The organism is Aliamphritea ceti (assembly GCF_024347215.1).
Classification (GTDB): Bacteria; Pseudomonadota; Gammaproteobacteria; order Pseudomonadales; family Balneatricaceae; genus Amphritea; species Amphritea ceti.
The window spans coordinates 2,093,688-2,107,152 of the sequence record NZ_AP025282.1 but is presented as its reverse complement, the minus strand read 5'-3'; the positions used below and the strand labels follow the sequence as shown (position 1 = coordinate 2,107,152).

Genomic DNA, 13,465 nt, shown 5'->3' with positions numbered 1-13,465 from the left:
CTAACAAGCCCCTTTAATTATTCATCGCTAAACTAATCGACTAACCAGCCTGATTCAGATTATCCTTCACTTCCCAGAGAATTTCTTCAGAAATAGTTTTAGGGGCAGGTACATCTTCATCAGTTTTAACAACTAGGAAAGCTCCGTCATTTGTACGTCGAAGCTGCAACTGATAACGGCCTACATGCTCATATTCACCAGTATTCTCATTTATTACACCTTCTTCATCACCGAATACATAAATAACCCGGCTACCTAACCATATCTTATATCCGTTACGCTTCGAGAGGTCTGTCGGATCGGTCCACGGCTTTTCTTCACCTTTACGACTTCCCGGCTGAACACCCTCTGCTACTGAAGAATATTTAACTTGATCATCGCTGCTTTCACCGCCCAAGCCCAGTACATCAGACAAATCAGAAGTGCTCAGTTTAATTTCTTCACGATCAGAATGCAGCCACTCAAAGAACCCCATTGCAGGGCCGTCCTCTAACGGAGTAGTGCTTGCAAAAGTCATATAAATAACACCCAGCTGCTGATCACGGGTGCCAATATCAAGACCTGCCTTATTTAACGCTTTATTAACTTCAGCCCAAGCCTGGTCAACCGTTCCTGAAACCTTCAGCGCAGGGAAACCATTTGCATCGCGGCCTAATTGAGGGCGTTTAATACGGTTTTGTTCTTTCGCCAGCTCACGCTGCGTAGTTGGTTTGTTTGCCGGACGACTCAGGTAACGCAACATTTCAAACATCTGATTAGCTTTATATGCGCTATCCTCACTCTCCTCCCAATCAACCACTGAAGGGCGAGCGTCCTTTGAGACGCGGCTATGATCCATCACTATTTCTGTTCTTTGATAATCATTCTCCACCGGACGTAAACTAATCCGAATTTTATCGCTAACATCACCTTCAACATCTCTAAAGGTAACTGTATTAACTAAACCATCAATAAAGCCATAATCTTTACCGGCAGTGTCTACCCACTCAGTCTCCATCACACCTGATTGAGCGGAAGATTCGCTGAGCTTAACACCGCGATTATCCCAGTAGCTTTGCACTTGATTCCATACATCAGCGATTGGCTCGTCAACAATGAGCACTTTATCCAGACCTTCACGCTTCAGCGCAACATTTTCACCACCGGTTTCTGCATAGAAAAACTCTGGGCGCGGAACACTAAACTCTTGATTACGGGCGACGGATGTCTGTCCGACGGTTGGTACCTCCAGACGATCACTCATCTGAATTGTGTCGTCACGCAGACTTGGTGGAATTTCCAGCCGCTGACTGGTCTGCGATTGTTCATAGTCCTGGCTGCGATCCTTAATCAGACCGTTCTCGCCATAAATAGGATTAGATGTGCCACATCCAGTCAAAGTCAGTACAGCTGCCGCTAATGGCAGCAACACAATATTTCGCATGTTTAATTCCGTTCTAAAATTAAAGGCAACCACATACATCGTTCAAGACGCCCTTTACCTCTGCAGGTGCGATTACCGGATTATTCAACCAAAAACCATTACGATTGTTCATACTCTCGCCCGGCATTATTCGGTTGCTGGCACACTCACCAACCACAACTACAGCTACAGAAGTAAATGAAAGTGCCTAATACTACTTGGCCTGAGAAGATCACTCAACGCTTCAGGCCGGTAAAATAACAAAAAGTCATAACAGACTAACCTTTGTGTATTTAAAGCCTTAATAGTTCAGAGGTTTTTGTGCATATATTGCTTTGTAAATAACAACACCTAATGCTTTCCCCCTTGACTGCATGTCGATGCATTTAAAAGAGAATTAGCCTGTTAAAAAATCCACTCAGGGATTTTCTTCGTAAGAATACTCTGTTTGAATGTATAGCCATTTTCCGGTCGGCAGCATAATCACCCTGTTAACCGCCTGAATAAACATGGCCGACCCATGTGACGAATATAAGCCATTAAGATAAACACCAAGGAGCTAACCATGAGCCTGCCAGTAATCGGCGAAGCCGTAGCCAATTTCACCGCTCAAGCCACCAGCGAAACCACCGTCAGCCTGAGTGATCTTAAAGGCAAAAATGTAGTTATTTATTTCTACCCAAAAGATAGCACTCCGGGATGTACAACCGAAGGCCAGAACTTCCGTGACCTATACGCCGATTTTCAGGCTGCAAATACCGAAATTTTTGGTGTTTCCCGTGACGGCATGCGGGCGCATGAAAACTTTAAAGCAAAGCAGTCCTTTCCATTCGAACTGATCAGCGATAAAGAAGAAGACTTGTGCAAACTGTTTGACGTAATCAAACTGAAAAAAATGTATGGCAAGGAACACCTTGGCATTGAGCGCAGTACCTTTTTAATTGACGCTGACGGTGTACTGCGCAATGAATGGCGCAAGCTAAAAGTAGCCGGTCACGTCGACGAAGTGCTTGAAGCGGTTAAAACACTTTAACCAATACTCACCGGTGTGCCGTTAGCCTGAAACCAGGTTTGCAGCACACCGGCCAGTTGACGCACGGCAGAACTGGCTTTCTCATTTCGCCTCACCAAGGCAGACCACTGCAGGGACAACCCCTCTCCCGGAGTAACCGCAACTACTTTCCCCCGGACAAGTGCCTCAGAAACAGCCCAGCGAGATAAAATACTCACTCCAAAACCCGCGGCTATTAACTCAACGATAGCATCGGTCACCTCAACAACACTTACCCTGGCAGGCACAACACCCGCCGGACGAATAAACCTTTCGTATTCAAAACCTGGCTGAGTTGTACGGCTATAAGTAAGATAATTCTCTGCCTGCAAATGCTTCGGCTCAATACTGATTTTGCTTGCCAGCGCATGACCTACCGGCACGATTAATTCCAGATAATCTTCAAACAAAGCGATCGCTTCAACACCTGGAGTCGCCATATGACCAGGTGCCAGCACCATATCCACTTCACTTTCAAGCAAGCTTTGTAAAGGCCTGTGGGTCGCGGCTGCTATCAGCTCGATTTCAATGCCCGGAGCCTGCTGCCTTAACACTGCCATAAACTCAGCCAACCAGTGATAACAGTTATACGCAGCTACACCGATACGTAATGTTACGCCATCGTTTTGCTGACGCTGAATAAAGTCCTGCTCAGCACGCTGTAACACAGGCAATACCTGCTGCATCTGCTGTATCAATATTTCACCTGCCGGAGTCAACTTCAGAAGGCGCCCCTGACGCTCAAAAACAGGACCTCCTAAACGCCTTTCTGCTTCTGCCAGACGATGACTTAGTGCGGACTGACTAATTGCCATCACTTGAGCAGCTTGTCGCAACGTACCGCACTGACAAACCTGATACAGCATTTCCCAGTGGCGCATATCCAGCCGCATCATAATTAACTTCCTTCACATACAACCAAAAACACATGCATTAAATTAATCGATTTACCGAATTTTTCAATATTTAATTCATCTGTTTGCATCTAGGATGCAGTCATCAACAAATCAGCTCGCGTGCGTATTCAAGGACACAGTTACATCATGCAAAGCTCATTACCCAACACTCGAATCAAACTGGCAGGCAGCCTTCAGAATAACAATCTCTCTCAACTAGCCGGACCAGTGATGATTTTCGCATCAGCCTGCGGCTTTGGTCTGAACCCGCTCTTTGTTCAGCTGCTGGCACAGGAAGGTTTTGATACGCTCACTACAACCTTTTACCGCTTCGCTATACCTGGTCTGATATGCATTGGATTCTTACCTCTTGCCCGTGCACTATGGCCAGAAGCATGCCGAATGCTATTGCTTGGTATGCTTAATGGTATTGGAGCATATTGTTATTTCGATGCATTACAGAACGTTCCGGTTAGCCTGGCCATTCTGATTTATTACACCTATCCGGTATTTTGCGTGACTATCGGCTGGTTATGGCGCAAACGTAAACCTTGCCGTAACGCATCGCTCGCCGCGATGCTGATACTAATTGCAGTGTCACTGGTCGCTACTCCAGACACACTAAATGGCGTCCCACTCACGTCTTTGCTGATCTGCACGATTGCTCCTCTGGTATTTGCTATTCACATTCAATACCTGGCAAAACCCACACAACAAATGCCCGCCACTAAACGTATAGCCTGGAGTTCAACTGGCCATTTATTTGTTCTTGTACCTATGATGCTGTTATCACCTCCGGACCAGCTACTACCTCAAAGTATTAATGGCCTGTATGGCCTGCTGGGCATATCAATACTCGCCGCAGCCATTCCACAATTTATGTTTCTGTTTGGCGTCAGCAGGACAGCTCCGGAGCAGGTAGCTATTATTGGCGCCAGTGAACTGATCATCGCGATGCTCACTGGCACCTGGTTTATGCAGCAAACACTCGGTCAACCTGAAGTCACAGCCATGCTACTAATATGCATTGCGCTGATGATCCGTACCCGCAAAGAACTGCCGACGCCGGTTTAAACTAAACATCAGACACAAAAAAGCCGCATAAACTCTGGGTTTATGCGGCTTTTTGAATGTAACCTGCTTACTCTTATCGACTTACGGCCTACTCAAGCGTCCCCGCCCCCATTGCATGGGTTTTCGGCCAGGCATTCAGAATAGCTTTAATAAGGGTTGCCAACGGAATCGCAAAGAACACACCCCAAAAGCCCCACACCGTACCAAATACCAACACTGCAACAATGATTGATACCGGATGTAAATTAACAGCTTCTGAGAACAGCAAAGGCACAAGAACGTTACCATCGAGCGCCTGAATAATGCCGTAAGCAATCATCAGGTACCAAAACTCATTGGTCCAGCCCCACTGAACAAAACCAATCAGCGCAACCGGCAATGTTACCAACGCTGCGCCAATGTATGGAATCAATACTGATAAACCCACCATGATTGCCAACAGCGCAGCATAGTTAATTCCAAGAAATACGAATGCGATATAGGTCACCGAGCCAACAATCACGATTTCAATTACTTTACCGCGTACATAATTGGCAATCTGATCATCCATTTCATGCCAGACATTAGTCAGCATTTCCTTCTTTTCCGGCAGAAAAGACACCCACCAACGGGCTAACCCACCACCATCTTTCAAAAAGAAGAACACCAGGATAGGCACCAGTACCAGATAAATAAGCAAAGCAATTAAACCGGTAATAGAATTCAGCGAGAAAGTTACCACCCACTGCCCGGCCTTACTCAGCTCTGTGGTTGCAATATCAATGATCTGGGTAATCTGCTGCTCAGAAAAGATCTCCGGGTATTGCTGCGGCAACAGTAACAGTACAGCCTGTGCCTCACTGACCATTCGGGGGAGCTCATTAAACAGGTTCACCGACTGCTTCCATGCCAGTGGCAAAATAAACAGAATGACCGACAAAAGCACTCCGACAAACACCAGGAATACTGACACTACTGAGATAAGATGCGGAACCTTTTTCTCTTTCAACCAGACAATTACCCCCTGCATCAGGAATGCGAGGATAATACTGGTAAACACAGGTGCCAGTGCATGTCCCAGATAAATAATGATGCCAAACGATGCTACCAGCAGCACCAGCAACAACATTACCTCTTCATTAGAAAAGTAACTTTCAATCCACTTCGAAAATATCTTCTTCAAACCCGGATGCTCCTCAGCCGTTAACCGCGGCGAATCACGTAAATATATTCATCATCCTCAGTGAACGCTTCAAGCAATTCATGGTCGGATTGATCTGTATAGGCTTTAAAATCTCTTACTGAGCCTGCATCAGTCGCTATAACCCGCAGTACCTGACCTGCTGCCAGACTGTGCAGTGCCTGTTTAGCTTTGAGTAAAGGTAAGGGACAATTCAAACCACGGGCATCAAGATGTTGATCAAATGAATCAGGCTTCATAATACTCTCAGAAAACGCTTGCCAACATCCGGACGATTGATTCCATAATGCCAGCGAAAACCATAATGCTAATAACAGGTTAAGCAATATATAATAAAAAGCCTCAATAACCTATGACACCAAAGTTATTTTCTATGTACTGCCTGAAACTGTCTGACAGATATAATTCATCTATCAAACACTGCGGCAATAAGGGTTAAAAGTTGTGATGATGAAAAAGATTTTTCAACGCGGCCTCCTCACCGTCAGTACTGCAGCATTTTTTTTACTGCCACTGAGCGCTCAAACCAGTAACCAATTACCCACGATTGGTGACACTACGTCGTCTATTATTTCATTGCAGCAGGAATATCAGCTGGGACGCACCTGGGCAAGGCTACTTCGTGGCAGCACTCGCGAATACCATGACCCTGTGGTTTATAACTATCTGTCGGATACCCTATGGGGTCTTGCTGCAACCAGCCAACTGAATGACCGTCGCCTGGAACTGATTGTTCTCGACAACCCAACGCTGAATGCCTTTGCCGTTCCCGGCGGCATTGTTGGTATTAATGCTGGACTGGTTCTCGCAGCTGAAGACGAACAGCAACTGGCTTCAGTCGTCGCACACGAATTAGCTCATCTGTCACAACGACACTATGCCCAGCAACTTGAACAATCCCGTATTAATCAGCCACTGATACTCGCTGGAGTACTGGCAAGCATCATTGCCGGCGCCGCGACTGGAGGCCAGGCCGGTGTTGCAGGTTTATCAACCAGTATTGCCGCTGGCCAGCAACTGAGTCTTAATTTTAGCCGTCGAAATGAGCAAGAAGCAGACCGTATCGGAATGCTTAATCTGGTTGCGTCCGGATATGACCCTAACGCGATGCACCAAATGTTTGGTCAGCTGCAGCGTTCCAGCCGCTTCCTTGGTCAACGGCCTCCCGAATTTTTGCTGACTCACCCGGTAACTGAATCACGTATTGCTGATGCGAAAAACAGGGCAAAACAACTAACAACGACTAAACACCGCGCCTTTACTCCTGAGTTTGGCCTGATTCAGACACGTATCAGGGTTAGCTATGCTAAGCAGCCAGCAGACCTGATAAAAGAATATGAGAATCAAAGCCAGGATCCGTTAAGCCAGTATGGCATCATGCTCGCTGCAACCCGTAATCTGCAATTCAAAAAGGCGCTACAAGCTTACAATCAATTACCGAGCGAATATCAGAACCAACTTGCCGTTAATATCGGTTACGTTGAATTACTGTTAGCTAAGAAAGATTACTCTGCAGCTCTGGACAAACTCGACAGCCTTTACCAGCTATACCCGGACAGCTACCCCGTACGCTTATTCTACGCCCGCGCCCTGATGTCAGCCGGAGAATACCCCAAAGCAGTCCGCTTTTATGAAATCCTGACTGAGTCACAGCCGCAAAACAGTATGCTCTGGTATGAACTGGCAGAACTCTATGGCCTGGCTGGCGACACCCAGGGTGTCCACAACGCTCGTATTGAATACTTTCTGGCTATCGGCCAGGTTGACCGGGCAATGCAACAAATCGATATCGCGCTGAAGAATACTCAGCTGAACGAGCATGAAATTACTAATCTGAACTTGCGCAAGCAATACGCAGAACAAGTTCGTGAGCAAATCAAATCCCTTTAGCATTGCAGCTCTACATCCAAACTGCCCACACAAAAAAAGGCGCCACCAGGCGCCTTTATCATTCGTACGAACTCTTTACTGAGTGGCTTTCTGTGCAAACTTATTTAACGCACCAGACACCTTCTTTAATGGCTCTTCACAGCCCTGCATATTATGTCGGCCAGCCAAATACTGAGGATCGTTATAGCTTAGCCAGACCTGACCATTCTTATCCTGTTGTATTAAGGCTTTTTGTGGTAAATCGATAGCAACCTGAGGACTGCAATTCATTAGCAGCGTGCCTATTTTTGGATTACCAAAAATCACTACTTCTGTCGGCGTTAACGTCAAGCCAACACTTTCAGCACCTTTGCTATGGTTAATACGGGAAAAAACTGTCATACCTTTAGCACGCAAAACTGTTTCAAGTTTATCTGCAGTATCGGCAACAGACGAAACACTTTTTAACCGAACCAAACCGTCTTCGGCGTGAACATTAAGCGTAAAAGTCGTCAGCAAAATACTGCCGACGACAGCTGCAAACTGAGGAAACTTGTTCATGATAATCCTTTATTTCTGAGTAAGAGATGCGATTCACCTGGCATTACTATGACCGCAACTTCTGGCAGAAAATCCCTCAGTTAATAATTAAGTCCGATTAAAGGCTGTCCTTAATGGCTTATCTAAAAAATTAACATTTAAGACAGGCTCTACAGATTAGCCTTATCACGCAAAACAAACTTCTGTACTTTCCCGGTAGAGGTTTTTGGCAAAGGTCCAAATATGACACATTTAGGCACCTTAAAATGCGCCATGTTATCCCGACAAAAAGCGATAATATCTGCCTCACTTACGCTTGCAGAGGCTTTAAGCGTAATAAACGCACAAGGCACCTCTCCCCATTTAAGATCCGTTTTAGCAACCACCGCTGCTTCCATCACCTGAGGATGACGATACAACACATCTTCAACTTCAATACTGGAGATATTCTCACCGCCAGAAATAATAATGTCTTTAGAACGGTCCTTAATTTCGATGTAGCCATCTTCATGCCAAACCGCCAGATCACCTGAGTGGAACCAGCCACCGGCAAAACTGGCAGCCGTTGTCGAAGGATTCTTCAGATAGCCTTTCATGACCAGATTACCGCGCATGAAAATCTCACCCATTGCCTGGCCATCCTGCGGCACCCGCTCCAGCGTATCCGGATTAGCGACCATCAAACCGTCAAGCATTGGCGCTCGCACGCCCTGCCGGGCTTTCAGACGAGAAACCTCATCCGCCCCCAGCTCATCCCAGGCCTCATGCCATTCGCACACGACTGAAGGTCCATACGTTTCTGTGAGACCATACACATGGGTAACATTAAACCCCATTGCCTCCATATTCTGAATAACTGCCGCAGGTGGCGCCGCACCGGCAGTCATCACATTCACCCGATGTTCTATATCTGCTTTCAACTCGTCTGGTGCATTATTCAGCATATTCAGGACAATCGGCGCGCCACAAAAATGATTAACCTTTTCATCTTTGATAGCCGTGTAAATATCTGCATCACGTACCTGTCGCAAACATACATTCACCCCTGCAGCGGCGGCTATCGACCACGGAAAACACCAACCATTACAATGGAACATAGGCAGTGTCCATAAATATACTGGATGAGATCCCATATTCCAGGACACGATATTACTCATCGCATTCAGGTAGGCCCCCCGATGGTGATAAACCACCCCTTTAGGGTTACCCGTAGTACCTGATGTGTAATTCAGACTGATAGCGTCCCACTCATCATCAGGCATTTGCCAGCAATAATCTTCGCTGCCCTCAGCCAATAAAGCGTCATAATCGCATTCGCCAATCAGGCGGCCGCCTTGGTAATACGGATCATCAATATCAATCACCAGAGGGCGCTGTTCCAGCATGTTCAGAGCCCGGCCAATAACCTCTGAGAACTCTCTGTCAACAATCACCACTTTCGCTTCTGCGTGTTGCAGGATAAAAGCCAGTGCTTCAGCATCCAGCCGGATATTAAGTGCATTAAGCACAGCGCCGGACATAGGTACCGCAAAATGTACTTCAAACATTTCAGGAATATTCGGCGCCATCACTGCTACCGTATCCCCTTTACCTATGCCTCTTCCCTGTAAAGCTCCCGCCAACCGACAGCAACGCTGGTAAGTCTGCAACCAGCTGCGACGAACATCCTGATGCACAACCGCCGGATAATCAGGAAACACACTGGCCGCCCGCTGAATAAAACCAAGCGGACTGAGCGCGGTAAAATTGGCAGCATTTTTTTCAAGACCAAAACTATAGGGGCTATTCCGGGTTTGCATACTGATCTCCCTTATCTGAATACGCGGCGCGCAGACTGTTTCTTACATAAATTTTCTTTAAATAGACCATCTGACGATATTAAGGGTAATCACTTATTCGAGATACTATCCTAAAGTCATACATTCTACTGAGGCATTAAAAATTGCTTTCTTATCAGGGTTTATCCTAGGATCAGAGCAACCATTATTTAAAAAGCCATGACCCGCTATTTATGACCGACAACAAACTAAGACATCTGGAAGACATTGACGAAGCCGAACGCTTTCGTTTTCTGGTAGAGCAGTCTACTGACATGATATCCCGGCATTCACCCAGCCAGGACTGGACCTTTCTGGATGTCAGCCCCGCTGTTGAACGCATGTTGGGGTATACAGTCGAAGAGATGACCGGTACCCGTGGCTATGATTTATTCCATCCGGAAGATGCTGACAACCTGATTAAACGCTCCGCTTCTGTCCGTTACCGCAGCGGCATGTACACCAATGTTTACCGTTACAAGCATAAACAGGGGCATTACATCTGGCTGGAAACCACCAGCCGCACTTTGCGTGATGAAGACGGCAAACCAATTGAAATCATCTGTGTTTCCCGGGATGTAACTGAACAGACGCTGGCCCAACAGGCAACAAGACGTCTGGCCCGGGTCGTTGAAGCCTCCTCAGACATGATTATGTTCTGCAATCACAATACCCGACAGCTGACCTACATGAATGAAGCCAGCTACATCACTTTTGGTACTGAAAAAGAGAACCCGGTTGTATTTTATCTTGAGCAGCTATTTGAACCTCAGGTATACAGCAGCCTGTTGCATGACGCTCTCTGCCACGCAGCAGAACACGGTACATGGTATGGCAGCATTCCATTAAAACTGCCAAACGACCGGCCACGAAATGCCGAAATCAGAGAGGTTATTGCACACCGGAATCTTAACGACGATATGTCGGTGGAGTATTACTCCATCATTGGCCGCGACATCACCCTGCGCCGTAAAGCAGAAGAAGAAATGAAACGCCATCAGCTGGAAATGGCACATATTTCCCGGTTGCTATCCGTCGGTGAAATGGCTTCGGGGCTGGCCCATGAAATCAATCAGCCACTGGCCGCCATTCTCAACTATTGCCGCGGCTCAATGCGCCGGATCGAAGAAGGTCGTTTCAAAAGTGTGGCTGAAGTGGGTAAATCCATGGAGCTGATTACCCGCCAGGCAAAGCGTGCCGCTGAAATCGTCAAACGTATGCGCAGCTTTGTGAAGAAAACTGAATATCAGCGCATGACATTCGCACTCAACGATAGCTGTCATGAGATTGCAGAATTCCTCAAACAGGAAGCAATTGATCACGGCACAGTCTTTGAGTTTCAGCTGGAAGACGAAGATCTTCAGATTCTGGCCGATAAAGTACAGATCGAACAGGTACTGTTGAACCTGTTCAGAAATGCCATAGAAGCCTATAACGGCTGTCAAAAAAACCATCGACCCGTTATTATCGCCACCCGTAAGCAAAACGAATGTATCTATATATCGGTATCGGATGAAGCGAAAGGCATTTCCAAAGAAATACTGGGCAAGCTTTTTGAACCATTTTTTACTTCAAAATCCACTGGCCTTGGCATGGGCCTGTCGATATCGAGAACAATTATAGAAACCCACGGCGGACAGCTTTGGGCAGAGAGTGATGGTAAAACCGGCACCCGGTTTTACATTAAATTACCGGCAAACATCTGAAGGCAAGTGTAATGCAGAAACATCCAGGTAACGTATTCATAGTGGACGATGACGACGACTTCCGCGATTCCATGCAATGGTTGCTGGAGAGCGCCGACCTGAACGTCAGCAGCTTTGCTTCCGCCAGAGATTTCCTCAGTACTTATAAGGGCGAATCAGGGTGCATGCTACTGGATGTCCGCATGCCTGAGATCAATGGTCTGGCCTTGCAACAAATTATGCAGGAACGGGAAATTCGTCTGCCAATCATCGTACTGAGTGGCCACGGTGATATCCCAATGGCAGTAACCGCCATGAAAAATGGGGCACTGGATTTTCTGGAAAAACCTTTCGATGACGAAGTTCTTCTACCACTGGTTGAAAATGCCTTAACCCACAGCGCAAACCTGATGGAAAGCCAGCAACAACAGCAACATATTCAGGATTTACACGACAGCCTGAGTCGTCGTGAAAAGCAGGTAATGGTGTTAGTCGTAGCTGGTAGGGCCAACCGGGAAATCGCCGAAGAGCTTGGCATCAGCCCAAAAACGGTTGAGGTACACCGCTCCCGGGTAATGAGCAAAATGCGTGCGGCAAGCCTGCCTGAACTGGTCAAACAGGCTGATCAGCTGAACCTCAGCTAACGATCCGCATAACAAACTTACTGATGGCTGCCACGCAGGCATCAGTCGCCTCCAGATGCGGAATGTGCCGGCAATCTGTCAGCAGTAAAGCTTCTGCCTGCAATGCGCCACCATTGTGGATATTAGCATTAATACCGGCACAGATTTCTTCAACCTGAGCCGGCTCACCATACTGATCTTCAGCGCCCTGAATAACCAATGCAGGACACTGAACATGCTTCAGCCATTCACTTAAATCCAATCCCTGAAACGAATCCCGCAACCAGATTTCATTCCATAACCAGAACAGTTTATCTGTGTGTTCACCATGATAGCGGGCCAGCCGTTCAGGCAAGTCAGTCTCCTGATACATTCGCTTAGCGGCCTGCACGCCACGCTGGGTGAGTTCATCCACCCGAACATGTGCAGCCATAGTCACGATCGCCTTTACCTGCGCCGGCAATTCCGCCGCCCCCATCAGGGCGATAGAACCGCCATCACTGTGACCCACTAGAATCACTGTTTCCAGCCCGGCAGCTTCCAATACAGGCGCCAGTCTTTGCAGGCCTTCACGTTGCAGATAGTCATCGGGACGATATTCATCCGGTTCACCTGAGCCACCATAGCCCTGACGCTCGTACGCAAATACATCCAGCCCGGTTGCCAGCGCTAACCTGGAGGGAAAGCTTTTCCACATATCCAGATGACCCAGAGCCTCATGAAGTAACACTAAAACGGGCCTGTCCTGCTTACTATGCTCCGCATGCCGGCCATGAATATAATGAATCTGCACACCTTCTTCCGGGGCAACAAAGCCTTCCTGCCACTCCAGTGCCTGCGCATAGTAATGCTGGCGTCGCGAATCATTCAGATAGTTATTCATTCAGAGCTCCGGTATCGAGTATGTCAGGGTGCTGTGAGCGACCACTTCATCTGAGCCTGCCGAACGAATCCAGACTTCACCTACCGCCAGTCGCTTACCTAACTTCATAATCTGACAACGTGCCACCAGATCACAATCAGGTAAAGGCTTCTGCATGAAATTAATATTCAGATTAGTCGTAACAGCCAGCGCCACTGCGCCAATCTGCCCAAGCAAAGCGGCATACATAGCGACATCTGCCAACGCCATCATCACGGGGCCTGATACAGTGCCGCCAGGTCGCAAATGCTCATCACCAACCTGCAACGTCATTTCTGCCCAGTTATCCCCCAGCCCGGTCAGTACACCAAAGCGCTCCCCTTGCGGAAAGTGCTCCGACAAAAAGCCATTTAAATCTGCAATCGACATTACCGGCTGCATATACTTCTCCCTTATACAGATTCAG

Annotated in this window: 13 protein-coding genes; 5 read left to right on the top strand and 8 right to left on the bottom strand. The window is 47.3% G+C overall.

The features are described from left to right. Positions 1-40: 40 nt before the first annotated feature. A complete protein-coding gene (gene bamC, locus OCU49_RS09650) occupies positions 41-1,423 on the bottom strand; it encodes an NlpB/DapX family lipoprotein (protein ID WP_261844772.1) in 1,383 nt (460 codons plus the stop codon). A 544-nt stretch (positions 1,424-1,967) separates the two neighbouring features. Here bamC and OCU49_RS09645 point away from each other — a divergent pair. Next, the gene (locus tag OCU49_RS09645) at positions 1,968-2,435 is read left to right on the top strand and encodes a peroxiredoxin (RefSeq protein ID WP_261844771.1); all 468 of its coding nucleotides are present in this window, start codon (positions 1,968-1,970) and stop codon (positions 2,433-2,435) included. Here the strand turns inward: OCU49_RS09645 and OCU49_RS09640 are convergent. Beyond that, a complete protein-coding gene (locus tag OCU49_RS09640) occupies positions 2,432-3,349 on the bottom strand; it encodes a LysR family transcriptional regulator (protein WP_261844770.1) in 918 nt (305 codons plus the stop codon). The two genes, OCU49_RS09645 and OCU49_RS09640, sit on opposite strands and share 4 nt — an antisense overlap. Positions 3,350-3,496: 147 nt before the next feature. On the opposite strand from OCU49_RS09640, the gene OCU49_RS09635 reads away from it, so the two are divergent. Further along, entirely contained in the window at positions 3,497-4,423 is a 927-nt protein-coding gene (locus OCU49_RS09635; protein WP_261844769.1) for a DMT family transporter, read from the top strand. A gap of 88 nt (positions 4,424-4,511) precedes the next feature. Here the strand turns inward: OCU49_RS09635 and OCU49_RS09630 are convergent, their stop codons facing one another. Both OCU49_RS09630 and OCU49_RS09625 read right to left on the bottom strand, forming a co-directional pair. Then, positions 4,512-5,585, bottom strand: coding sequence for an AI-2E family transporter (locus OCU49_RS09630; RefSeq protein ID WP_261844768.1), 1,074 nt, complete (start codon positions 5,583-5,585; stop codon positions 4,512-4,514). 20 nt (positions 5,586-5,605) lie between these two features. Beyond that, positions 5,606-5,842: a sulfurtransferase TusA family protein gene (locus OCU49_RS09625; protein WP_261844767.1), complete on the bottom strand. Its 237-nt coding sequence runs from the start codon at positions 5,840-5,842 to the stop codon at positions 5,606-5,608. A gap of 208 nt (positions 5,843-6,050) precedes the next feature. Between OCU49_RS09625 and OCU49_RS09620 the strand changes: the two genes are divergently transcribed. Beyond that, positions 6,051-7,493: a M48 family metalloprotease gene (locus tag OCU49_RS09620; protein WP_261844766.1), complete on the top strand. Its 1,443-nt coding sequence runs from the start codon at positions 6,051-6,053 to the stop codon at positions 7,491-7,493. 75 nt (positions 7,494-7,568) lie between these two features. Here OCU49_RS09620 and OCU49_RS09615 read toward each other — a convergent pair whose 3' ends face one another. Further along, on the bottom strand, positions 7,569-8,033 hold the full coding sequence (locus OCU49_RS09615) for a DUF302 domain-containing protein (protein ID WP_261844765.1): 465 nt from the start codon (positions 8,031-8,033) through the stop codon (positions 7,569-7,571). Positions 8,034-8,182: 149 nt separating this feature from the next. Further along, a complete protein-coding gene (locus tag OCU49_RS09610) occupies positions 8,183-9,811 on the bottom strand; it encodes an acyl-CoA synthetase (RefSeq protein WP_261844764.1) in 1,629 nt (542 codons plus the stop codon). 212 nt (positions 9,812-10,023) lie between these two features. On the opposite strand from OCU49_RS09610, the gene OCU49_RS09605 reads away from it, so the two are divergent. Together OCU49_RS09605 and OCU49_RS09600 are read left to right on the top strand one after the other, a co-directional pair. Continuing rightward, positions 10,024-11,535 carry a PAS domain-containing sensor histidine kinase gene (locus OCU49_RS09605; RefSeq protein WP_261844763.1) on the top strand — a complete coding sequence of 504 codons (1,512 nt, stop codon included), beginning with the start codon at positions 10,024-10,026 and terminating at the stop codon, positions 11,533-11,535. 11 nt (positions 11,536-11,546) lie between these two features. Beyond that, a complete protein-coding gene (locus OCU49_RS09600; RefSeq protein ID WP_261844762.1) occupies positions 11,547-12,158 on the top strand; it encodes a response regulator transcription factor in 612 nt (203 codons plus the stop codon). On the opposite strand, the gene OCU49_RS09595 is transcribed toward OCU49_RS09600, so the two are convergent. Together OCU49_RS09595 and OCU49_RS09590 are read right to left on the bottom strand one after the other, a co-directional pair. Further along, positions 12,151-13,020 (bottom strand): alpha/beta fold hydrolase, encoded by an 870-nt coding sequence (locus tag OCU49_RS09595; protein WP_261844761.1) that lies wholly within the window; start codon positions 13,018-13,020, stop codon positions 12,151-12,153. The two genes, OCU49_RS09600 and OCU49_RS09595, sit on opposite strands and share 8 nt — an antisense overlap. Beyond that, on the bottom strand, positions 13,021-13,440 hold the full coding sequence (locus OCU49_RS09590; protein ID WP_261844760.1) for a PaaI family thioesterase: 420 nt from the start codon (positions 13,438-13,440) through the stop codon (positions 13,021-13,023). It abuts the gene before it with no gap. Positions 13,441-13,465: the final 25 nt, after the last annotated feature.